The following is a 21,398-nucleotide window of genomic DNA, read 5'->3' as shown; positions in this document are numbered from 1 at the left end:
CCATGGCATACGGTGTGAAGATCGCCAAGGGCGACGCTTACAAGCGCGCTGCCAAGGCGCGCCGTCACCTGCGCATCCGCAAGCACGTGTCGGGTACGGCGGAGCGTCCGCGCCTCGTCGTGACGCGTTCCAACCGCGGTATCACCGCTCAGGTCATCGACGACCTCAAGGGTCACACCCTTGCGTCCGCGTCGAACCTGGACGCGTCGATCCGTGGCGGCGAGGGTGACAAGTCCGCGCAGGCCAAGCAGGTCGGCGCCCTGGTCGCTGAGCGCGCCAAGGCCGCCGGTGTCGAGACCGTCGTGTTCGACCGTGGTGGCAACAGGTACGCCGGGCGCATTGCCGCTCTGGCTGACGCCGCCCGCGAAGCCGGGCTGAAGTTCTAAGCCCCGGTTCCGGGACTAACGGACGTAACAGAGAGAGGTAATCCAATGGCTGGACCCCAGCGCCGCGGAAGCGGTGCCGGTGGCGGCGAGCGGCGGGACCGGAAGGGCCGCGACGGTGGCGCTGCCGCCGAGAAGACCGCGTACGTTGAGCGCGTTGTCGCGATCAACCGCGTCGCCAAGGTAGTCAAGGGTGGTCGTCGCTTCAGCTTCACCGCGCTGGTCGTGGTGGGCGACGGTGACGGCACCGTGGGTGTCGGTTACGGCAAGGCCAAGGAGGTGCCGGCCGCCATCGCCAAGGGTGTTGAGGAGGCCAAGAAGCACTTCTTCAAGGTCCCCCGTATCCAGGGCACCATCCCGCACCCGATCCAGGGCGAGAAGGCCGCGGGCGTCGTCCTGCTCAAGCCGGCTTCCCCCGGTACCGGCGTTATCGCCGGTGGCCCGGTGCGTGCCGTGCTCGAGTGCGCCGGCGTTCACGACATCCTGTCGAAGTCGCTCGGCTCCGACAACGCGATCAACATCGTGCACGCGACCGTGGCGGCCCTCAAGGGCCTGCAGCGTCCCGAGGAGATCGCGGCTCGCCGTGGTCTGCCCCTCGAGGACGTCGCCCCCGCGGCTCTGCTTCGTGCGCGGGCTGGGGCGGGTGCCTGATGGCTCGCCTCAAGATCACGCAGACGAAGTCGTACATCGGCAGCAAGCAGAACCACCGCGACACCCTGCGTTCGCTCGGGCTCAAGCGCCTGAACGACGTGGTTGTCAAGGAGGACCGCCCCGAGTTCCGCGGCATGGTGCACACCGTCCGCCACCTCGTGACGGTCGAGGAGGTTGACTGACATGGCGGAGACCAACCCGCTGAAGGCCCACAACCTCCGTCCCGCCCCCGGCGCCAAGACCGCGAAGACCCGTGTGGGCCGTGGTGAGGCGTCGAAGGGTAAGACGGCCGGTCGTGGTACCAAGGGCACCAAGGCCCGTTACCAGGTTCCGCAGCGCTTCGAGGGTGGGCAGATGCCCCTCCACATGCGTCTGCCGAAGCTCAAGGGCTTCAAGAACCCGTTCCGCACCGAGTACCAGGTCGTGAACCTGGACAAGCTCACCGCGCTCTACCCGCAGGGTGGCGAGGTCACGGTGGCCGATCTGGTCGCCAAGGGTGCGGTTCGTAAGAACCAGCTCGTCAAGGTGCTCGGCACCGGCGAGATCACCGTGGCGCTGCAGGTGACGGTCGACGCCGTCTCCGGCTCCGCCAAGGAGAAGATCGCCGCTGCCGGCGGCACTGTCACCGAGCTCGTCTGAGACGACTCGATGGCCTGAACATCCGACCGGGGATGCCTCTCAAAAGGGGCATCCCCGGTTGGTCGTTCCTAGGGGGCCATAGTCGCCGGTAAGGTGGCGTCCACTGTCTAGAGTGCGTGCGGTATGCCCGCGGGTTCTCCGGACGGATTCATATTCGTCGAACCTCAAGACCGTCACCTCTGACGCACGTGCGCGGGGGTCGCAGGAGGCACCGTGCTCACCGCGTTCGCCCGGGCGTTCAAGACGCCCGACCTGCGCAAGAAGCTGCTCTTCACGCTGGGCATCATCGTGCTGTACCGCCTCGGGGCACACATCCCCGTGCCGGGCGTCAGCTACGAGGCCGTGCAGCAGTGTGTGGACCAGGCGAAGCAGGGCAACAACAGCCTGTTCGGCCTGGTCAACATGTTCAGTGGCGGGGCGCTGCTGCAGATCACCATCTTCGCGCTCGGCATCATGCCGTACATCACGGCGAGCATCATCCTGCAGCTGCTGACCGTCGTCATCCCGCGCCTGGAAGCCCTCAAGAAGGAGGGGCAGTCCGGCACCGCCAAGATCACGCAGTACACGCGTTATCTGACGGTCGCCCTCGCCATCCTCCAGGGCACCGGCCTCGTCGCCACGGCTCGCACCGGAGCGCTCTTCAGCGGCTGCTCCGTCGCGAACCAGGTCGTTCCCGACCAGTCGATCTTCACCACCGCCACCATGGTCATCACGATGACCGCCGGTACCTGTGTGGTCATGTGGCTCGGTGAGCTCATCACCGACCGCGGCATCGGCAACGGCATGTCCATCCTGATGTTCATCTCGATCGCCGCCGGCTTCCCCGGTGCCCTCTGGGCCATCAAGGAGAGCGGCAAGCTCGCCAAGGGCTGGATCGAGTTCGGCACCGTCATCATCATCGGCTTCGTCATGGTGGCCCTCGTCGTCTTCGTCGAGCAGGCCCAGCGCCGCATCCCGGTGCAGTACGCGAAGCGCATGATCGGCCGCAGGTCGTACGGCGGTACGTCCACTTACATCCCGCTCAAGGTGAACCAGGCAGGTGTGATTCCTGTCATCTTCGCCTCGTCGCTGCTCTACATCCCGGCGCTGGTCGCGCAGTTCTCGAACTCGACCGCCGGGTGGAAGACCTGGATCGAAGCCCACTTCGTCAAGGGTGACCACCCCTACTACATCGCCGCGTACTTCCTCCTGATCGTGTTCTTCGCCTTCTTCTACGTGGCGATCTCGTTCAACCCCGAGGAAGTTGCCGACAACATGAAGAAGTATGGTGGCTTCATCCCGGGTATCCGGGCTGGTCGTCCTACTGCCGAGTATCTGAGCTACGTGCTCAACCGGATCACTTGGCCGGGCTCGCTGTATCTGGGTCTGATCGCTCTTGTGCCGACGATGGCGTTGGCAGGCTTCGGTGGCGCCAATGCCAACTTCCCGTTCGGCGGGACGAGCATCCTCATCATCGTGGGTGTGGGTCTTGAGACCGTGAAGCAGATCGAGAGCCAGCTCCAGCAGCGCAATTACGAAGGGTTCCTCCGCTGATGCGAATCGTCCTCGTCGGACCGCCCGGGGCCGGCAAGGGAACGCAGGCCGCGTTCCTTGCCAAGAACCTGGACATCCCGCACATCTCCACGGGTGACCTGTTCCGTGCCAACATCTCGCAGGGCACCGAGCTGGGCCTGAAGGCGAAGGCGTTCATGGACGCCGGTGACCTCGTCCCGGACGAGGTGACCATCGGGATGGCCAAGGACCGCATGGAGCAGGACGACGCCGTGAACGGCTTCCTGCTCGACGGGTTCCCGCGCAACGTGGCCCAGGCCGAGGCCCTGGATGTCGTCCTGAAGGCCGACGACATGCAGCTGGACGCGGTCCTGGACCTGGAGGTCCCCGAGGACGAGGTCGTGAAGCGGATCGCGGGTCGCCGCATCTGCCGCAACGACTCTTCGCACGTGTTCCACGTGTCGTACAACGCTCCCAAGACCGAGGGCGTCTGCGACGTCTGCGGCGGCGAGCTGTACCAGCGCGACGACGACTCCGAGGAGACCGTCCGCCGGCGCCTGGAGGTCTACCACACGCAGACCGAGCCGATCATCGACTACTACCGGGCGCAGAACCTGGTCGTGACGATCTCCGCGCTCGGCAAGGTGGACGAGGTCACGGCGCGGGCGATGGACGCGCTGAAGAAGTAACCCCCGGTTGGTCCGATACGGCCGCGGTGCCCTGTGGGGCGCCGCGGCCGTATCGTTGTTCTGTCCCGTACACCCGCAGTACTCGCAAGGAAGGCCCCCGTCACGATGGTGCAGATCAAGACCCCCGAGCAGATCGCGAAGATGCGCGAGGCGGGACTGGTCGTCGCGGCCATCCACGCGGCCACCCGCGAGGCGGCGGTGCCCGGCGCGACCACCCGCGACCTGGACGAGGTCGCCCGCAAGGTGATCGCCGACCACGGCGCCAAGTCGAACTTCCTGGGGTACGGCGGCTTCCCCGCGACCATCTGCACCTCGGTCAACGAGGTCGTCGTCCACGGCATCCCCGACGAGAAGACCGTCCTGAAGGACGGCGACATCATCTCGATCGACGCCGGCGCGATCATCGACGGCTGGCACGGCGACGCGGCCTACACGGCCTTCGTGGGCACCGGGCACGCGCCCGAGCTGGTCGAGCTCTCCCGGGTGACCGAGGAGTCGATGTGGGCCGGCATCGCGGCCATGAAGCTCGGCAACCGGCTGGTCGACATCTCCAAGGCGATCGAGACGTACATCAAGCGCCAGCCGCGGCCGGCCGTCGGCGACCACAGCCTCGGGCGCTACGGGATCATCGAGGACTACGGCGGCCACGGCATCGGCACCGAGATGCACATGGACCCGCACCTGCTGAACTACGTCTCCCGCAAGCGCGGCAAGGGCCCGAAGCTGGTCCCCGGCCTCTGCCTGGCGATCGAGCCGATGGTCTCCCTCGGCACCCCGCACACCGAGGTCCTCTCCGACGACTGGACGGTCATCACGACCGACGGCACCTGGTCCTCGCACTGGGAGCACTCGATCGCCCTGACCGAGGAGGGCCCGCTGGTCCTCACGGCGGTCGACGGCGGCAAGGCGAAGCTGGCGGAGCTGGGTGTCGTCGCGGCGCCGGATCCGCTGGCGTAGTGGGGGCGGGGACGCTTCGCGCGTCCCCGCGTAACGATCTTCTGCGGTGGGCAGACTTCCCGGATTCGTCTTTTGGAAGGCCCTGACGTAGACTGATGCGTCGGCTCTCGTGTACCCGTGTGTCCGCACTCGGAGCGAGAGTCGATCAAGGTAGCCGATTCGAAAGGCGAAGCGTGGCCAAGAAGCAAGGTGCCATCGAAATCGAGGGCACCGTGATCGAGTCCCTCCCGAACGCCATGTTCAAGGTGGAACTCCAGAACGGTCACAAGGTCCTCGCGCACATCTCCGGCAAGATGCGGATGCACTACATCCGTATCCTCCCGGACGACCGGGTCGTGGTGGAGCTCTCTCCGTACGACCTGACGCGTGGCCGGATCGTCTACCGGTACAAGTAGATCTTGCCCGCACCCGCGCCTGAGGCGCGGGTGATGGCACTGACCCGGAGAACCTCACATCCCATGAAGGTCAAGCCGAGCGTCAAGAAGATCTGCGACAAGTGCAAGGTGATCCGCCGCCACGGCCGGGTCATGGTCATCTGCGACAACCTGCGCCACAAGCAGCGCCAGGGCTGACGCACGCCGACCGACCTGCATCTCGCAGTCTTCGCGCGACGCATAGCAATACGTACATACGCAGAGCCCGTCGGGCCGTGATCGCACGGTTGACGGCACCTCCGGCGGGGGCCGGGGACCCGGGTCGTACCACTGCACTGGAAACAGGGCGGTCGGCGATCGGGAGCGGTTCTGCAGCAGACCCCCGAGAACACAGGAGCCATTGAATGGCACGCGTTTCCGGTGTTGACATCCCGCGCGAAAAGCGCGTGGTGGTCGCACTCACCTACGTCTTCGGCATCGGGCGTACCCGGTCCGAGGAGATTCTCGCCTCCACCGGCGTGAACCCCTCCACCCGTGTCCGCGATCTTTCCGAGGAAGACCTCGTCAAGATCCGCGAGTACGTGGACGCCAACCTCCAGACCGAGGGTGACCTTCGCCGCGAGGTCGCCGCCGACATCCGCCGCAAGGTCGAGATCGGCTGCTACCAGGGTCTGCGCCACCGTCGTGGCCTGCCCGTCCGCGGCCAGCGCACCAGCACGAACGCTCGTACCCGCAAGGGCCCGCGTCGCGCCATCGCCGGCAAGAAGAAGCCGGGCAAGAAGTAGTCCTCAGCGGACGCTTGACCAAGCGGTCTTCGCTGTAGGACCGACCACCTCCCGTAGGAGTAATAGATGCCCCCCAAGGGTCGTCAGGGCGCTGCCAAGAAGGTGCGCCGCAAGGAAAAGAAGAACGTCGCTCACGGGCACGCTCACATCAAGAGCACGTTCAACAACACGATCGTCTCGATCACGGACCCCTCGGGCAACGTGATCTCCTGGGCCTCCGCCGGCCACGTCGGCTTCAAGGGCTCGCGCAAGTCCACCCCCTTCGCCGCGCAGATGGCCGCCGAGTCGGCCGCCCGCCGCGCGCAGGAGCACGGCATGCGCAAGGTCGACGTCTTCGTCAAGGGTCCCGGCTCCGGCCGTGAGACCGCGATCCGCTCCCTCCAGGCCACCGGCCTCGAGGTCGGCTCGATCCAGGACGTCACCCCCACCCCGCACAACGGCTGCCGTCCGCCGAAGCGCCGCCGCGTCTGACGCAGCGGGCGCACCTGTGCGTCTTTGAGAGTCCGGGCGGTACGACCCCTCACGGGGGCGTGCCGCCCGTACCCTTGGCAGTACCTCGCAGCAGTACCCGTATCGGGCTGCCGCCCGGTGAGTCGGACGTCAAATAGTGGGCGTCCACAAACGAAGGAAACGAAGACATGCTTATCGCTCAGCGTCCTTCGCTGACCGAAGAGGTCGTCGACGAGTTCCGCTCCCGGTTCGTCATCGAGCCGCTGGAGCCGGGCTTCGGCTACACCCTCGGCAACTCCCTCCGCCGCACCCTCCTCTCGTCGATCCCCGGCGCTGCTGTCACCAGCATCCGCGTCGACGGCGTCCTGCACGAGTTCACCACCGTGCCGGGTGTCAAGGAGGACGTCACCGACCTCATCCTGAACATCAAGCAGCTGGTCGTCTCCTCGGAGCACGACGAGCCGGTCGTGATGTACCTGCGCAAGCAGGGTCCGGGTCTGGTCACCGCCGCCGACATCGCGCCCCCGGCCGGTGTCGAGGTGCACAACGCCGACCTCGTCCTCGCCACGCTCAACGGCAAGGGCAAGCTGGAGATGGAGCTGACCGTCGAGCGCGGTCGCGGCTACGTCTCCTCCGTGCAGAACAAGCAGGTGGGCCAGGAGATCGGTCGCATTCCGATCGACTCCATCTACTCGCCGGTGCTCAAGGTCACGTACAAGGTCGAGGCGACCCGTGTCGAGCAGCGCACCGACTTCGACAAGCTGATCGTCGACGTCGAGACCAAGCAGGCCATGCGCCCGCGTGACGCCATGGCGTCCGCCGGCAAGACCCTGGTCGAGCTGTTCGGTCTGGCGCGCGAGCTCAACATCGACGCCGAGGGCATCGACATGGGCCCGTCCCCCACGGACGCCGCCCTCGCCGCCGACCTGGCGCTGCCGATCGAGGAGCTCGAGCTCACCGTTCGTTCGTACAACTGCCTCAAGCGCGAGGGCATCCACTCCGTGGGTGAGCTCGTGGCGCGTTCCGAGGCCGACCTGCTCGACATCCGCAACTTCGGTGCGAAGTCGATCGACGAGGTCAAGGCGAAGCTGGCCGGCATGGGCCTGGCCCTCAAGGACAGCCCGCCCGGATTCGACCCGACCGCCGCTGCCGACGCCTTTGGCGCCGACGACGACGCGGACGCCGGTTTCGTCGAGACCGAGCAGTACTAAGAGATCGTCTGCGGGCCGGTTCCGGCTGGTCGCGCAGTTCCCCGCGCCCCTTACGGGGCGCGGGTCTCCGACGGGTGACCGCCCGCTCGGACACTGACACCGGTACCTCACACGGCCGGTGCAGATCACTAGGAGAATCACCATGCCGCGTCCCGCGAAGGGTGCCCGCCTCGGCGGTTCCGCCGCTCACGAGAAGCTGCTGCTCGCCAACCTGGCGAAGTCGCTGTTCGAGCACGGCCGCATCACGACGACCGAGGCCAAGGCCCGTCGCCTGCGTCCCGTCGCCGAGCGCCTCATCACCAAGGCGAAGAAGGGCGACATCCACAACCGTCGCCTGGTGCTGCAGACGATCACCGACAAGGGCATCGTCCACACCCTCTTCACCGAGATCGCCCCGCGCTACTCGGAGCGTCCGGGTGGTTACACCCGTATCACCAAGATCGGCAACCGTCGTGGCGACAACGCCCCGATGGCCGTGATCGAGCTGGTCGAGGGCGAGATCGCCAAGAAGGCGACCGTCGCCGAGGCCGAGGCCGCCACCGTGCGCGCCGTCAAGGAGGCCGACGCGGCCGCCGAGGCTCCGGCCGAGGAGTCGAAGGACGCGTAAGCGTCTTCCGGCATTTCTCGTGGACGGGTCCGTACCCCTTGGGGTGCGGGCCCGTTCCCGTGTGTTTGAGAGGATTTCCGCGTGAGCGATGACGTACAGCCCGGTTTCGTACGGGTACGGCTGGACCTTTCGTACGACGGCAAGGACTTCTCCGGCTGGGCCAAGCAGGCCCAGGGGCGGCGCACCGTGCAGGGCGACATCGAGGAGGCCCTGAAGACGGTCACGCGCTCCAAGGAGACGTTCGAGCTCACCGTCGCCGGCCGCACCGACTCCGGTGTCCACGCCCGCGGCCAGGTCGCCCACGTCGATCTGCCCGTCGCGCTGTGGCAGGAGCACCGCGAGATGCTGCTGCGGCGGCTCGCGGGGCGCCTCTCGCACGACGTACGGGTGTGGCGGGTGGCCGAGGCCCCGGACGGCTTCAACGCGCGTTTCTCGGCGATCTGGCGGCGCTACGCCTACCGCGTCACCGACAACCCCGGCGGCGTCGACCCGCTGCTGCGCGGGCACGTCCTGTGGCACGACTGGGCCCTCGACATGGACGCCATGAACGCGGCGGCCGAGCGGCTCGTCGGCGAGCACGACTTCGCCGCCTACTGCAAGAAGCGCGAGGGCGCCACCACCATCCGCACGCTCCAGGAGCTGCGGTGGGAGCGGCGCCCGGACGGGGTGATGGAGGCCACGGTCAAGGCCGACGCCTTCTGTCACAACATGGTGCGCTCGCTGGTCGGCGCCCTGCTCTTCGTGGGCGACGGGCACCGGCCGGTGGAGTGGCCCGGCAAGGTGCTCGCCGCGGGGGTGCGGGACTCGGCCGTGCATGTCGTACGGCCGCACGGCCTCACCCTCGAAGAGGTCGGCTACCCGGCCGACGACCAGCTCGCCGCCCGGAACAGGGAGGCGCGCAACAAGCGGTCACTCCCGGGGAGCGCCGGCTGCTGCTGAGGCCTGGGCGCGGCCGCGGGCGTAGATCTGGTTGAACGCGAAGGTGCCCAGGTCGTCCGCGGTCTGGAAGACCGCCTTGTCGCCGGTGGTGACCTTGGTGCCGTCGGTGAAGCCGGTCTGGGTGAGGTAGACGTACCGGCCGACCGAGTTGGTGCGGCGCAGGCAGACCGTCTTGTGGCAGAAGTCGCCGACGCCGGCGCCGGTGAGCGGCGCGATGCCGCCGCCGGCCTGCTTCTTCGCCTTGAGGGCCTGGTCGTCGGTGGGGAAGACGGCGACGCCGACGGTGACGGCGACGCCGTCCTTCACGTACGTGGCGCGGATCACGCGCGTGCAGCCGTTGGCCTTCAGGACGGAGCCGAGGCCGCCCTGGGTGACGGCGGCGCAGTTCGTCGTCGAGCCGGTCGCGCCCTTCTGGTACGGGCGTCCGTTCATGGTCAGCTTCTTGCCCGGGAAGAGGCCGTCGGCGCTCAGCGGCGCCTTGTCCTTCTTCGCGTCGGAGAGGAAGTCCATCGGGTTCGGCGGGGGCAGCGGGGCGACCGAGGAGAAGGTCGGCGCGGGGCCGGCGGTGTCGGTGGGGGCGGCCGGGCCGGTCGGGGTGGGTCCGCCGTTCTTGGCCTCGTCGTTGCTCTTGTTGGTCAGCACGACGGCGGTGGCGACGACCGCGCCCACGAGGAGGACCGCGAGGGCGCCGCCGCCGAGGAGCAGGCCGCGCCTGCGCTTGTTACGGGCGGCGGAGGCCTCGGCGAGGGCGCCCCAGTCCGGGGTGTGCCCGGCCTGCGCCCCCGGGAACGGGTTCGGCTGCGGCGGGCCGGCCTGCGAAGGCCCCTGGAAGCCCCCCTGCGGGCCGCTCTGCCACTGCTGCGGCGGCGGCTGCTGTCCGTACGGCTGCTGCTGTTCCGGGCCCTGCTGCGGCCACTGTGGTCCCCCAAAGCTCATGCCGCGCATCCTAATCCGCTTGGGATCACACGGGTCCGGCGGTGACAATGCCCCTCATGGGACATGTCGAGGCCGCGCATCTGGAGTACTACCTTCCGGACGGGAGGGTCCTGCTCGGGGACGCCTCCTTCCGGGTCGGAGAGGGCGCCGTCGTCGCCCTGGTCGGGGCCAACGGCGCCGGGAAGACGACACTGCTCCGGATGATCTCCGGTGAGCTCCAGCCGCACGGCGGCACCGTCACCGTCAGCGGCGGGCTCGGCGTGATGCCGCAGTTCGTGGGCTCCGTACGGGACGAGTCCACCGTCCGTGACCTGCTGGTCTCGGTGGCGCCCGCGCGCATCAAGGCCGCCGCGAAGGCGGTCGACGAGGCCGAGCACCGGATCATGACCGTCGACGACGAGGCCGCGCAGATGGCGTACGCGCAGGCCCTCAGCGACTGGGCGGAGGTCCACGGGTACGAGTTCGAGACCCTCTGGGACATCTGCACGACGGCCGCGATGGGCGTCCCGTACGACAAGGCGCAGTTCCGTCAGGTGCGCACGCTCAGCGGCGGCGAGCAGAAGCGGCTGGTCCTGGAGTACCTGCTGCGCGGCAACGACGAGGTGCTGCTGCTCGACGAGCCGGACAACTATCTGGACGTCCCCGGCAAGCGCTGGCTGGAGGAGCGGCTGCGGGAGACCCGCAAGACCGTGCTCTTCATCTCCCACGACCGGGAGCTGCTCTCCCGGGGCGCGCAGAAGATCGTGGCCGTCGAGCCGGGCCCGGCCGGGTCCGACGTGTGGGTGCACGGCGGCGGCTTCGACACCTTCCACGAGGCGCGGCGGGAGCGGTTCGCCCGCTTCGAGGAGCTCAAGCGGCGCTGGGAGGAGAAGCACGCCCAGCTGAAGAAGCTGGTGGTCAACCTGCGGCAGGCGGCCGCGGTCAGCCACGAGATGGCCTCGCGGTACGCGGCGGCGCAGACCCGGCTGAAGAAGTTCGAGGAGGCGGGCCCGCCGCCGGAGCCGCCGCGCGAGCAGGACATCCGGATGCGGCTGCGCGGCGGGCGCACCGGGGTGCGGGCCTTCACGGCCGAGAACCTGGAGCTCACCGGCCTGATGAAGCCCTTCTCCCTGGAGATCTTCTACGGGGAGCGGGTCGCCGTCCTGGGCTCCAACGGCTCCGGCAAGTCGCACTTCCTGCGCCTGCTGGCCGGTGACCCCTCGGTGGCCCACACGGGTACGTGGAAGCTGGGCGCGCGGGTCGTGCCCGGGCACTTCGCGCAGACCCACGCCCACCCGGAGCTCTTCGGGCGCCCCCTCGTCGACATCCTGTGGACGGAGCACGCCAAGGACCGGGGCGGGGCGATGTCGATGCTGCGCCGGTACGAGCTGGAAGGGCAGGGCGACCAGCCCTTCGACAGGCTCTCCGGCGGGCAGCAGGCCCGCTTCCAGATCCTGCTCCTGGAGCTGGCCGGCACCACGGCCCTGCTCCTGGACGAGCCGACGGACAACCTGGACCTGGAGTCGGCGGAGGCGCTGCAGGACGGGCTGGAGTCGTACGACGGCACGGTCCTGGCCGTGACCCACGACCGGTGGTTCGCGAAGAGCTTCGACCGGTTCCTGGTGTTCGGGTCCGACGGCGTGGTCCGCGAGACGGCGGAGCCGGTGTGGGACGAGCGGCGGGTCGACCGGGCGCGGTAGGCGGCCGCTCCTGGGGCGGCGCGGTCAGGGGACCAGCACCAGGCGGCCGCGCAGGCCGCCCTCCGCCAGGCGCCGGTGCGCCCGGGCCGCCTGTGCGAGGGGGAGGGTCCCGGCCAGGCGCGGGGTGAGCGCTCCCGTGCCGGCGAGGGCCGCGAGGCGGGCCAGGCCGGCCCGGTCGGCGCGGACCCAGATGGGGGCGACCCGGATGCCCCGCAGGGGGTACGGGGCGCCGCCCGCCACCAGGGCCGCGAAGGCGCCCCCGGTGCGGACGGCGTCCAGGGCGGACGCCCCGAGCACGGCACCGTCCAGGGCCGCGGCCACGCCGCCGGGGACCAGCTCCCGGACCGCCTCGCCGAGGCGGGGGGCGTCGCCGGGCACGAAGAGCCCGGCGCCCAGGCCCCGGACCAGCGCCTCGTCGCCCGGACGGGCCGTCGCCACGACCCGCAGGCCGCGCGCGGCGGCCAGTTGCACGGCGTAGCCGCCGACCGCCCCCGCCGCGCCCGTGACCAGCACCGTCTCCCCGGCGGGCAGGTCCAGCGCGTCCAGGGCCTGGAGGGCGGTGAGCCCGGCCAGCGGCAGGGTCGCGGCGGACTCGGGGGCGAGCCCCACGGGGGCCGGGGCCACCGCGTGGGCGTCCAGGACCACGTACTCCGCCTGGGTGCCGAGCGGCACGTCCAGGCGGTCGTTCATGCCGATGACCAGGTCGCCGGGTGCGACTCCGGTCACCCCCGGGCCGGTCTCCTCGACGACGCCGGCGACGTCCCAGCCGAGGCCCACGGGCCCCCGGCCGGCCATCAGGCCGGCCTCCGCGAGGACGCCCGCGCGGGTCGCGAGGTCGACCGGGTGGACGGTGGCGGCCCCGACCCTGATCCGGACCCTTCCGGGTCCGGTGGCGGGCACCGGGACCTCGGCGATCCGCAGGACCTCGGGGCCGCCGAAGGAGTCGATGACGAGAGCGCGCATGGCCGGGGCCTTCCCTGGGGGAGTGGTGGTGCTGACCTCACGAACCTAGGGAGAGCTACTCTCCGTGGGGAAGTACGTACCCGGGAGTGCGTACCGCACCGGAAGGAGCGTGCCGATGGGCACCCGCACCGCCGCCGAGCGCCGCCAGGAGGCCCGGCGCGCCTATGACGCGTACCTCGCCGAGTGCCCCGCCCGGCAGCTCCTCGACCGGCTCTCCGACAAGTGGGTCACGCTGCTCCTGAACGCCCTCGCGGACGGCCCGCGCCGCTACGCCGAGCTGGGGCGCAAGGTCGCCGGGGTCAGCCAGAAGATGCTCACGCAGACCTTGCGGGGCCTGGAGCGGGACGGCCTCGTCGCCCGTACGGTCACCCCCTCCGTGCCCGTGCGGGTCGACTACGCCCTGACCCCGCTCGGGGTGAGCCTGCTGCCGGTGGTGCGGGCCGTGAAGGAGTGGGCGGACGGGCACATCGAGGAGGTCGTCTCGGCGCGGGAGGCGTACGACGGCGGCGCCGACGCGTTTTGACCCGCCCGGGGGAGCCCGGGTAGGCTCCGTCTTTGTTATGCGTATTGGTTTCGTCGTTCTCACGCGCGAACGGCCGCTACGCAGGTTCCCTGGAGCAGTTACCAGTGGCTCGCATACGGGCGGTGTCCCGGCAGTGCAGGCCCCAGCTGCATGATCGCTTCAGGTGTGTCTGGACTCCATCCACTGAAGAAGCGAAGGCTACGAAGTGCGTACGTACAGCCCCAAGCCCGGCGATGTCTCTCGCCAGTGGCACATCATTGACGCGCAGGACATCGTCCTGGGCCGTCTGGCGACGACGGCTGCGAACCTCCTGCGAGGCAAGCACAAGCCGGTCTACGCCCCCCACATGGACATGGGCGACTTCGTCATCATCATCAATGCTGACAAGGTCCACCTGTCCGGCAACAAGAAGACCCAGAAGATGGCGTACCGCCACTCTGGCTACCCGGGTGGTCTGCGCTCCGTCCGCTACGACGAGCTGCTGGACAAGAACCCCGAGAAGGCCGTCGAGAAGGCCATCAAGGGCATGATCCCCAAGAACACCCTGGGCCGCCAGATGCTCTCGAAGCTGAAGGTCTACGCGGGCGAGAACCACCCGCACGCTGCCCAGCAGCCGGTCCCGTTCGAGATCACCCAGGTCGCGCAGTAGTTCCGGCCACACCCCCTAAGAACGAAAGAAATCTGAGGAGCATCGTGGCCGAGACCACCCCCGAGACCCCCGTCGACGAGTTCGAGGGCGTCGAGGAGTACACCACCGAGACCGAGATCGTCGAGGGTGACTACACCTCCGAGTCCCTCGCGTCCCGCTTCGGCGACCCGCAGCCGGCCGCCGGCCTGGGCCGTCGCAAGAACGCCATCGCCCGCGTCCGGATCGTTCCGGGCACCGGCAAGTGGAAGATCAACGGTCGCACCCTTGAGGACTACTTCCCCAACAAGGTGCACCAGCAGGAAGTCAACGAGCCCTTCAAGGTGCTCGAGCTCGACAACCGCTACGACGTCATCGCCCGCATCGCGGGTGGCGGCGTGTCCGGCCAGGCCGGCGCCCTGCGCCTCGGCGTGGCCCGTGCGCTGAACGAGGCGGACGTCGAGAACAACCGCCCGGCGCTGAAGAAGGCCGGCTTCCTCTCCCGCGACGACCGTGCGGTCGAGCGCAAGAAGGCCGGTCTCAAGAAGGCCCGTAAGGCCCCGCAGTACAGCAAGCGTTAATCGCCTGCTCGGTCTGCTTGTACGTACGCCCCGGCGGCACTGTCCGTGCTGCCGGGGCGTACGGCTTTTTCACACCTTGGTTTCATAATCTTGGGCAGGACCCCGGACACCACCTGGGCACAAACTTGGGCACTTCTGAACGGCTTCGCGACGGCTCGGACGTAAAAGCGGGCATCAGCCGGTCAGGAGATCGCATTTTCTGAGCACTTTCGGAGGACAGCTGTGGGACGACTCTTCGGCACCGACGGGGTACGCGGTGTGGCCAACGCCGACCTGACGGCGGAGCTCGCGCTCGGCCTGTCGGTCGCGGCCGCGCACGTGCTCGCCGAGGCGGGCACCTTCGAGGGCCATCGGCCCACGGCCGTGGTCGGCCGTGACCCGCGTGCCTCGGGGGAGTTCCTGGAGGCCGCGGTCGTCGCCGGCCTCGCCAGCGCGGGCGTGGACGTCCTGCGCGTCGGCGTGCTGCCGACCCCCGCCGTCGCGTATCTCACCGGCGCCCTCGGCGCCGACCTCGGCGTGATGCTGTCGGCCTCGCACAACGCCATGCCCGACAACGGCATCAAGTTCTTCGCGCGCGGCGGGCACAAGCTGGCCGACGACCTGGAGGACCGGATCGAGTCCGTCTACGAGGAGCACCGCACCGGCGCCCCCTGGGACCGCCCGACCGGCTCCGGCGTCGGCCGGGTCCGCGACTACGACGAGGGCTTCGACAAGTACGTCGCCCACCTCATCGCCGTCCTCCCCAACCGGCTCGACGGGCTGAAGATCGTCCTCGACGAGGCGCACGGCGCCGCGGCCCGCGTCTCGCCCGAGGCCTTCTCCCGGGCCGGCGCCACCGTCGTCACCATCGGCGCCGAGCCGGACGGCCTCAACATCAACGACGGCTGCGGCTCCACCCACCTGGGCCTGCTGAAGGCCGCCGTCGTCGAGCACGGCGCCGACCTCGGCATCGCGCACGACGGCGACGCCGACCGCTGCCTCGCCGTGGACGCGGCCGGCAACGAGGTCGACGGCGACCAGATCCTCGCCGTGCTCGCCCTCGCCATGCGCGAGGCCGGCACGCTGCGCGGCGACACCGTCGTCGGCACCGTCATGTCGAACCTCGGCTTCAAGCTCGCCATGGAGCGCGAGGGCCTCGCCCTCGTCCAGACCGCGGTCGGCGACCGCTACGTCCTGGAGTCCATGAAGGAGCACGGCTACGCGCTCGGCGGCGAGCAGTCCGGCCACGTCATCGTGCTCGACCACGCCACCACCGGCGACGGCACCCTCACCGGCCTGATGCTGGCCGCCCGGATCGCGGCCACCGGCAAGTCCCTCGCCGAGCTCGCCGCCGTCATGGAGCGGCTGCCGCAGGTCCTGGTCAACGTCCCGGACGTCGACAAGTCCCGGGTCGGCACCTCGGCCGAGCTGGCCAACGCCGTCACCGACGCCGAACGCGAGCTCGGCTCCACCGGCCGCGTGCTGCTGCGCTCCTCGGGCACCGAGCCGCTGGTGCGGGTCATGGTCGAGGCGGCCGACATCGAGCAGGCCCGCTCGGTGGCGGGCCGGCTCGCGGACGTCGTGAAGTCGGCGCTCGGCTAGAACCGGTGACGGGCCGTCCGGGGACGGACGGCCCGCCCCTGACACGACGTCGGCCCCCGCTCCCGGTCCACCGGGAGCGGGGGCCGACGCCGTTTCAGGGGGCGGGGGTGACGCCGTGTCGGCTGGAGCGGGTCCGTCACCGTCGCGCCGGACAGGGTCCGACGCCGTGTCAGCGAGCGCCGCCGTTCGCCCCGTTGCCGCCCCTCGCCTTGCGGACCCACTGGCCGCGCTGGGTGCGCCACAGCAGCACCTGCCCGAACAGGGTGACCGTGCCCGCGAGGATGATGCCGGTCAGGTTGAGGACCAGCTGCTCGATCGAGCCCCACATCTGCCCGTACTGCCCGTAGCTGAGCGCCACGGCCGCGTTCGCGGCGGCCGGCACGGTCGTCACGGAGATCGCGACACCGATCAGCGCGCCCGACTTCGTCGAGGTGAGCGAGATCGTGCCCGCCGCGCCCGCGAGGAGGGCGACGACGAAGGAGAACGGGTCCGGCTTCCAGATGAAGCCGGTGTTGACCCGGGGCGCGTCCAGCTTGTCCAGGCTGAACAGGCCGAGCGCGTCCATCCCCAGGCTGAAGACGGTCGTCGCGACGATCGCCGCCGCGAAGCCGACGATCAGCGCGTACGAGGAGCGCAGTACCAGCTTGGCGGAGCGCCGCACGATCCCCGTGCAGATGCCGGCGAGCGGGCCGAACTCCGGGCCGACGGCCATCGCGCCCACGATCAGGATCGCGTTGTCGAGGACCACACCACAGGCCGCGATCATCGTCGCGAGGATCATGAACGCGCTGTAGGTGATGGTGAGGGTCGACTCCTCGTGGGTGGCGTCGGCCAGCTGCTCCCAGACGACCGCGTCCGCGGCCTGCCCGGGGGCCTCCTCCTCGGCGGCCGTGGCCCGGCTCGACAGCGAGAGGTCGATGTCGTCGACGGCGATCGAGCCGTCCTGATCGATCCTCAGGTCCCGCAGGCCGTTGAGGAGTTCGTGACCGGCCTCGCGCGCCACGTCGCACATCACGACGTCCCCGGCCGGTTCGCGGGCGGCGCCCGGCATGACCACCACGTGGGTGGTGCCCACCGTGCGGTCGATGAGGGCGACGGCCGCCTCCGTACGGTCGGCCGGGATGATCATCCGTAGGTGCAGCATCCTCAGAGCTTACGGAGGCTCAGCCGCTGCACCTTGTGATCGGGCCCCTTGCGCACCACGAGCGTCGCGCGGCCGCGGGTGGGTGCCACGTTCTCCAGCAGGTTCACCTTGTTGATGGTCCGCCACATGGTGCGGGCGTAGTCCAGGGCCTCCTCCTCGGAGACCTGGGTCCAGCGCCGGAAGTACGAGGAGGGGTCCAGGAAGGCGGTGTCGCGCAGCTTGCGGAAGCGGTTGAGGTACCACTGCTCGATGTCCTCGGCGCGGGCGTCCACGTACACCGAGAAGTCGAAGTAGTCGGCGAGGCCCACCCGGGTGCGCCCGTCCTTGCCGGGCAGGGCCGGCTGGAGGACGTTGATGCCCTCGACGATGAGGATGTCGGGGCGGCGCACGACGAGCCGCTCACCGGGCACCCGGTCGTAGATCAGGTGCGAGTAGACGGGCGCGGTGACCTCCTCCTTGCCCGCCTTGATGTCCGCGACGAACCGGGTCAGCGCCCTCCGGTCGTACGACTCGGGGAAACCCTTCCGGGACATCAGGCCGCGGGCCCTGAGCTCCTCCATCGGGTACAGGAACCCGTCGGTGGTCACCAGCTCCACCCGCGGGTGCTCGGGCCAGCGCGCGAGCAGCGCCTGGAGCAGACGCGCCACGGTCGACTTGCCGACCGCGACCGACCCGGCGACCCCTATGACGAACGGGGTGCCGCGCTGCTCGCCCCGCTCCCCGAGGAAGGTGTTGAGCGCCCCGCGCAGCCCGCTGGTGGCCTGCACGTACAGGTTGAGCAGCCGGGACAGCGGCAGGTAGACGTCCCGCACCTCGTCGAGGTCGATGACGTCCCCGAGTCCGCGCAGCCGCTCGACCTCCTCGGCGGAGAGCGGCAGCGGCGTCTTGTCCCGCAGCGCGCTCCACTCGGCCCGAGTGAGATCGACATACGGCGTCGGCTCGGGCCCCCGCTTGGCACCGTTGCCTGGCGGACCGTTCGGGCTTCGTGGCGGCGAAGTGATCACCCCGCCATTGTCCTGGGTGCGGGGCGGGCGTGGGGGGTGGGGTGGGTCACGCGCGCCACGGGTTGTGGGGCGCGGCCCCGGGCCGTGATCATTCGGTCATGCGCATGCCTGTACGTACCGCCCTGACCGCCGCCACCGCCGCCTCCCTGGCCCTGCTCCTCACCGCCTGTGGGGGAGACGCGGGTGACGGCAAGCCGAAGGGGGACAACGACGCCTCCGCGTCCGCCGCGGCCAAGCCCGACGTGAAGGCGCTGACCACCGCCCAGCTGGACAAGCTGGTCGTCGCGCAGGCCGACCTCACGGGCTACCTCGTGCAGAAGACGGACGCCGCGGACGTCGTGAACGGCGGGGACGTCGGCGCCGACAAGGCGGCCTGCGAGCCGCTCGCCGAGGCCCTGTCCGCGGTGGCCCCCGGCACCCCCGGGGCCAGCGTGCAGCGCAAGGCCGTCCAGGCGAAGAAGGCGACCGGGGGCTCCCCGGCCGACATCCGGAACGCGCTCGGCGCACCGGCGACCGCGATCACGCTCGGCTCGTACGCCGGGGAGGGCGCCCAGCAGGCCCTCGCCTCGCTCAAGGCGGCGGGCGACGCGTGCGGCGGCGGGTTCACCATCAGTGCCAGCGGCGAGAAGACGAAGGTCGCCAAGGTGACCCCGGAGCCGCTGACCGCGGGCGACGAGGCGCTGGCCTTCACCGTCGTCAGCGAGATGGAGGGCAAGCCCTTCATGAGCACGCTGGCCGTCTTCCGCAAGGGCAACAACGTCGCCGCGTTCTCCACCATCAGCCTGACCGGCAAGGTCAAGGAGCTGCCGCAGGACGTCGTCGACGCGCAGGCGGCCAAGCTGCGCTGAGTCCGGCCGGTGGGGGCCGTTCCGCCGTAGGCTGCGCGGTATGTGCGGAATCGTTGGCTATGTAGGCGGACAGTCGGCACTCGATGTCGTGATCGCCGGCCTCAAGAGGCTCGAATACCGGGGCTACGACTCGGCCGGGGTCGCGGTGCTCTCCGACGGGGGGCTCGCCGCGGCCAAGAAGGCCGGCAAACTGGTCAATCTGGAGAAGGCGCTGGTGGACCGCCCGCTGTCGAGCGGCTCCACCGGCATCGGCCACACCCGCTGGGCCACCCACGGCGGGCCCACCGACGCCAACGCGCACCCGCACCTCGACAACGCGGGCCGCGTCGCCGTCGTCCACAACGGCATCATCGAGAACTTCGCCGCCCTCAGGGCCGAACTGGCCGACCGCGGCCACCGCCTCACCTCCGAGACGGACACCGAGGTCGTCGCCCATCTGCTCGCCGAGGAGTTCTCCTCCGTCGGCGACCTCGCCGAAGCCATGCGGCTCGTGTGCAAGCGGCTCGACGGGGCCTTCACCCTGGTCGCCGTCCACGCCGACCAGCCGGACGTCGTCGTCGGCGCCCGGCGCAACTCCCCCCTCGTCGTCGGCGTCGGCGAGGGCGAGAACTTCCTCGCCTCCGACGTCTCCGCCTTCATCGCGCACACCCGCTCCGCCATCGAACTCGGCCAGGACCAGGTCGTCGAGCTCACCCGCGAAGGCGTCACCGTCACCGACTTCGACGGCGCCCCCGCCGAGGTGCGCGCGTTCCACATCGACTGGGACGCCTCCGCCGCCGAGAAGGGCGGCTACGCCTCCTTCATGCTCAAGGAGATCGCCGAGCAGCCCAAGGCCGTCGCCGACACCCTGCTCGGCCGCATCGACGCCGAAGGGCGGCTGCGCCTCGACGAGGTGCGCATCCCCGACGCCGTGCTCCGCGAGGCCGACAAGATCGTCATCATCGCCTGCGGCACCGCCTTCCACGCCGGACTCATCGCCAAGTACGCGATCGAGCACTGGACCCGGATCCCCTGCGAGGTGGAGCTGGCCAGCGAGTTCCGCTACCGCGACCCGATCCTCGGGCAGCGCACCCTGGTCATCGCGATCTCCCAGTCCGGCGAGACCATGGACACCCTCATGGCCCTGCGGCACGCGCGCGAGCAGGGCGCCAAGGTGCTCGCCGTCTGCAACACCAACGGCTCGACCATCCCCAGGGAATCGGACGCCGTGCTCTACACGCACGCCGGACCCGAGGTCGCCGTCGCCTCCACCAAGGCCTTCCTCACCCAGCTCGTCGCCTGCTACCTGCTCGCGCTCTACCTCGGCCAGGTGCGCGGCACCAAGTGGGGCGACGAGATCCACGCCGTCGTCCGCGAGCTGGCCCGGATCGGCGACGAGGTCGAACGGGTCCTGGAGACCATGGAGCCGGTCCGCGCCCTCGCCCGGTCGCTGGCCGACCGGGACACGGTGCTGTTCCTCGGCCGGCACGTCGGCTACCCCGTGGCCCTCGAAGGCGCGCTGAAGCTGAAGGAACTCGCGTACATGCACGCGGAGGGCTTCGCCGCCGGCGAACTCAAGCACGGCCCGATCGCCCTGATCGAGGAGGGCCTGCCGGTCGTCGTGGTCGTACCGTCGCCGCGCGGCCGGTCCGTGCTCCACGACAAGATCGTCTCCAACATCCAGGAGATCCGGGCGCGGGGGGCGCGGACGATCGTGATCGCCGAGGAGGGCGACGAGGCCGTCGCCCCGTACGCCGACCATCTCTTCCGCATCCCGGCTACGCCTACGCTTCTCCAGCCGCTGGTCTCCACCGTGCCCCTCCAGGTCTTCGCCTGCGAACTGGCGACGGCACGGGGCAACGAGGTCGACCAGCCGCGCAACCTGGCCAAATCCGTGACGGTGGAGTGAGTGGACAGATGATCATCGGGGTGGGGATCGACGTGGCCGAGATCGACCGCTTCGCGGCGTCGATCGAACGCACACCGGGGCTGCTCTCGCGCCTCTTCGTCGAGCGCGAGCTGCTGCTGCCCAGCGGCGAACGGAGGGGAACCGCCTCACTGGCGGTCCGGTTCGCCGCCAAGGAGGCCCTCGCGAAGGCGCTCGGCGCCCCGGCGGGGCTGCACTGGACGGACGCCGAGGTGTACGTCGAGGACACCGGGCAGCCGAGGCTGCGGGTCCGCGGGACGGTGGCCGCGCGGGCGGCCGAACTCGGCGTCCGGAACTGGCACGTGTCGCTCAGCCACGACGCGGGAGTGGCGTCGGCGGTGGTGATCGCGGAGGGGTAGCGCCCGCCGCGCCGAGAGGTGGTGCCCGCCGCTGCGAGAGGGAGCGCCCGCCGCGCCGCACCGAGGGTGGCGG

At 70.0% G+C, this 21,398-nt stretch carries 26 protein-coding genes; 22 read left to right on the top strand and 4 right to left on the bottom strand.

Annotated elements, in window-relative coordinates:
• Positions 1–2 precede the first annotated feature (2 nt).
• The 14 genes from rplR to truA all read left to right on the top strand — a co-directional run bounded on the left by rplR (position 3) and on the right by truA (position 9,176).
• Entirely contained in the window at positions 3–386 is a 384-nt protein-coding gene (gene rplR, locus ACZ3ZE_RS16675; RefSeq protein WP_329423214.1) for a 50S ribosomal protein L18, read from the top strand.
• 45 nt (positions 387–431) lie between these two features.
• The gene (rpsE, locus tag ACZ3ZE_RS16670) at positions 432–1,034 is read left to right on the top strand and encodes a 30S ribosomal protein S5 (protein WP_135332562.1); all 603 of its coding nucleotides are present in this window, start codon (positions 432–434) and stop codon (positions 1,032–1,034) included.
• A complete protein-coding gene (gene rpmD / locus ACZ3ZE_RS16665) occupies positions 1,034–1,216 on the top strand; it encodes a 50S ribosomal protein L30 (RefSeq protein ID WP_005313525.1) in 183 nt (60 codons plus the stop codon). Before rpsE ends, rpmD begins: the two co-directional genes overlap by 1 nt.
• Position 1,217: 1 nt before the next feature.
• Positions 1,218–1,673: a 50S ribosomal protein L15 gene (gene rplO / locus ACZ3ZE_RS16660; RefSeq protein ID WP_030318646.1), complete on the top strand. Its 456-nt coding sequence runs from the start codon at positions 1,218–1,220 to the stop codon at positions 1,671–1,673.
• A gap of 213 nt (positions 1,674–1,886) precedes the next feature.
• Positions 1,887–3,206 carry a preprotein translocase subunit SecY gene (gene secY, locus ACZ3ZE_RS16655; protein ID WP_361166034.1) on the top strand — a complete coding sequence of 440 codons (1,320 nt, stop codon included), beginning with the start codon at positions 1,887–1,889 and terminating at the stop codon, positions 3,204–3,206.
• Entirely contained in the window at positions 3,206–3,853 is a 648-nt protein-coding gene (locus ACZ3ZE_RS16650; protein ID WP_361166037.1) for an adenylate kinase, read from the top strand. The genes secY and ACZ3ZE_RS16650 overlap by 1 nt, the downstream gene beginning before the upstream one ends.
• 105 nt (positions 3,854–3,958) lie before the next feature.
• Positions 3,959–4,810 carry a type I methionyl aminopeptidase gene (gene map, locus ACZ3ZE_RS16645; protein WP_351657499.1) on the top strand — a complete coding sequence of 284 codons (852 nt, stop codon included), beginning with the start codon at positions 3,959–3,961 and terminating at the stop codon, positions 4,808–4,810.
• Between the two features lie 173 nt (positions 4,811–4,983).
• Positions 4,984–5,205: a translation initiation factor IF-1 gene (gene infA / locus ACZ3ZE_RS16640; protein ID WP_003956442.1), complete on the top strand. Its 222-nt coding sequence runs from the start codon at positions 4,984–4,986 to the stop codon at positions 5,203–5,205.
• Between the two features lie 63 nt (positions 5,206–5,268).
• Positions 5,269–5,382, top strand: a complete 114-nt coding sequence (gene rpmJ, locus ACZ3ZE_RS16635) for a 50S ribosomal protein L36 (protein ID WP_003956441.1) — start codon at positions 5,269–5,271, stop codon at positions 5,380–5,382.
• Between the two features lie 206 nt (positions 5,383–5,588).
• Positions 5,589–5,969: a 30S ribosomal protein S13 gene (gene rpsM / locus ACZ3ZE_RS16630; RefSeq protein WP_361166041.1), complete on the top strand. Its 381-nt coding sequence runs from the start codon at positions 5,589–5,591 to the stop codon at positions 5,967–5,969.
• A gap of 66 nt (positions 5,970–6,035) precedes the next feature.
• Positions 6,036–6,440, top strand: coding sequence for a 30S ribosomal protein S11 (gene rpsK, locus ACZ3ZE_RS16625; protein ID WP_003956432.1), 405 nt, complete (start codon positions 6,036–6,038; stop codon positions 6,438–6,440).
• A 167-nt stretch (positions 6,441–6,607) separates the two neighbouring features.
• Entirely contained in the window at positions 6,608–7,630 is a 1,023-nt protein-coding gene (locus ACZ3ZE_RS16620; RefSeq protein WP_361166044.1) for a DNA-directed RNA polymerase subunit alpha, read from the top strand.
• Positions 7,631–7,772: 142 nt separating this feature from the next.
• A complete protein-coding gene (gene rplQ / locus ACZ3ZE_RS16615; protein WP_015035596.1) occupies positions 7,773–8,237 on the top strand; it encodes a 50S ribosomal protein L17 in 465 nt (154 codons plus the stop codon).
• An 81-nt stretch (positions 8,238–8,318) separates the two neighbouring features.
• Complete coding sequence (gene truA, locus ACZ3ZE_RS16610) at positions 8,319–9,176, top strand: tRNA pseudouridine(38-40) synthase TruA (protein ID WP_361166048.1); 858 nt, start codon at positions 8,319–8,321, stop codon at positions 9,174–9,176.
• On the opposite strand, the gene ACZ3ZE_RS16605 is transcribed toward truA, so the two are convergent.
• Positions 9,147–10,112, bottom strand: coding sequence for a hypothetical protein (locus ACZ3ZE_RS16605; RefSeq protein WP_361166051.1), 966 nt, complete (start codon positions 10,110–10,112; stop codon positions 9,147–9,149). The genes truA and ACZ3ZE_RS16605 overlap by 30 nt on opposite strands.
• Before the next feature lie 56 nt (positions 10,113–10,168).
• On the opposite strand from ACZ3ZE_RS16605, the gene ACZ3ZE_RS16600 reads away from it, so the two are divergent.
• On the top strand, positions 10,169–11,791 hold the full coding sequence (locus tag ACZ3ZE_RS16600; protein WP_361166054.1) for an ABC-F family ATP-binding cassette domain-containing protein: 1,623 nt from the start codon (positions 10,169–10,171) through the stop codon (positions 11,789–11,791).
• A 24-nt stretch (positions 11,792–11,815) separates the two neighbouring features.
• Here the strand turns inward: ACZ3ZE_RS16600 and ACZ3ZE_RS16595 are convergent, their stop codons facing one another.
• A complete protein-coding gene (locus ACZ3ZE_RS16595; protein ID WP_467259539.1) occupies positions 11,816–12,754 on the bottom strand; it encodes an NADP-dependent oxidoreductase in 939 nt (312 codons plus the stop codon).
• Positions 12,755–12,869: 115 nt separating this feature from the next.
• On the opposite strand from ACZ3ZE_RS16595, the gene ACZ3ZE_RS16590 reads away from it, so the two are divergent.
• The 4 genes from ACZ3ZE_RS16590 to glmM all read left to right on the top strand — a co-directional run bounded on the left by ACZ3ZE_RS16590 (position 12,870) and on the right by glmM (position 16,064).
• Positions 12,870–13,277: a winged helix-turn-helix transcriptional regulator gene (locus ACZ3ZE_RS16590; protein WP_361166060.1), complete on the top strand. Its 408-nt coding sequence runs from the start codon at positions 12,870–12,872 to the stop codon at positions 13,275–13,277.
• A 205-nt stretch (positions 13,278–13,482) separates the two neighbouring features.
• Positions 13,483–13,926: a 50S ribosomal protein L13 gene (rplM, locus tag ACZ3ZE_RS16585; protein WP_361166063.1), complete on the top strand. Its 444-nt coding sequence runs from the start codon at positions 13,483–13,485 to the stop codon at positions 13,924–13,926.
• A 44-nt stretch (positions 13,927–13,970) separates the two neighbouring features.
• A complete protein-coding gene (gene rpsI / locus ACZ3ZE_RS16580) occupies positions 13,971–14,483 on the top strand; it encodes a 30S ribosomal protein S9 (RefSeq protein WP_030750225.1) in 513 nt (170 codons plus the stop codon).
• 222 nt (positions 14,484–14,705) lie between these two features.
• Positions 14,706–16,064 (top strand): phosphoglucosamine mutase, encoded by a 1,359-nt coding sequence (gene glmM / locus ACZ3ZE_RS16575; protein WP_361166066.1) that lies wholly within the window; start codon positions 14,706–14,708, stop codon positions 16,062–16,064.
• 169 nt (positions 16,065–16,233) lie between these two features.
• On the opposite strand, the gene ACZ3ZE_RS16570 is transcribed toward glmM, so the two are convergent.
• Complete coding sequence (locus tag ACZ3ZE_RS16570) at positions 16,234–17,208, bottom strand: DUF389 domain-containing protein (protein WP_361166069.1); 975 nt, start codon at positions 17,206–17,208, stop codon at positions 16,234–16,236.
• A gap of 2 nt (positions 17,209–17,210) precedes the next feature.
• A complete protein-coding gene (coaA, locus tag ACZ3ZE_RS16565; RefSeq protein ID WP_361166072.1) occupies positions 17,211–18,212 on the bottom strand; it encodes a type I pantothenate kinase in 1,002 nt (333 codons plus the stop codon).
• A gap of 98 nt (positions 18,213–18,310) precedes the next feature.
• Between coaA and ACZ3ZE_RS16560 the strand changes: the two genes are divergently transcribed.
• From ACZ3ZE_RS16560 to ACZ3ZE_RS16550, 3 genes are read left to right on the top strand one after another with little or no spacing between them, the layout of a single operon-like run.
• The gene (locus ACZ3ZE_RS16560) at positions 18,311–19,060 is read left to right on the top strand and encodes a hypothetical protein (protein WP_361166075.1); all 750 of its coding nucleotides are present in this window, start codon (positions 18,311–18,313) and stop codon (positions 19,058–19,060) included.
• A 40-nt stretch (positions 19,061–19,100) separates the two neighbouring features.
• Positions 19,101–20,948, top strand: a complete 1,848-nt coding sequence (glmS, locus tag ACZ3ZE_RS16555) for a glutamine--fructose-6-phosphate transaminase (isomerizing) (RefSeq protein WP_363292289.1) — start codon at positions 19,101–19,103, stop codon at positions 20,946–20,948.
• Between the two features lie 8 nt (positions 20,949–20,956).
• Positions 20,957–21,325, top strand: a complete 369-nt coding sequence (locus ACZ3ZE_RS16550; protein WP_361166081.1) for a holo-ACP synthase — start codon at positions 20,957–20,959, stop codon at positions 21,323–21,325.
• Positions 21,326–21,398 lie beyond the last annotated feature (73 nt).

The organism is Streptomyces sp. NPDC023157, assembly GCF_055560575.1.
The sequence above is the reverse complement of the archived record's forward strand: the minus strand, read 5'-3'. Positions and strand labels throughout refer to the sequence as shown.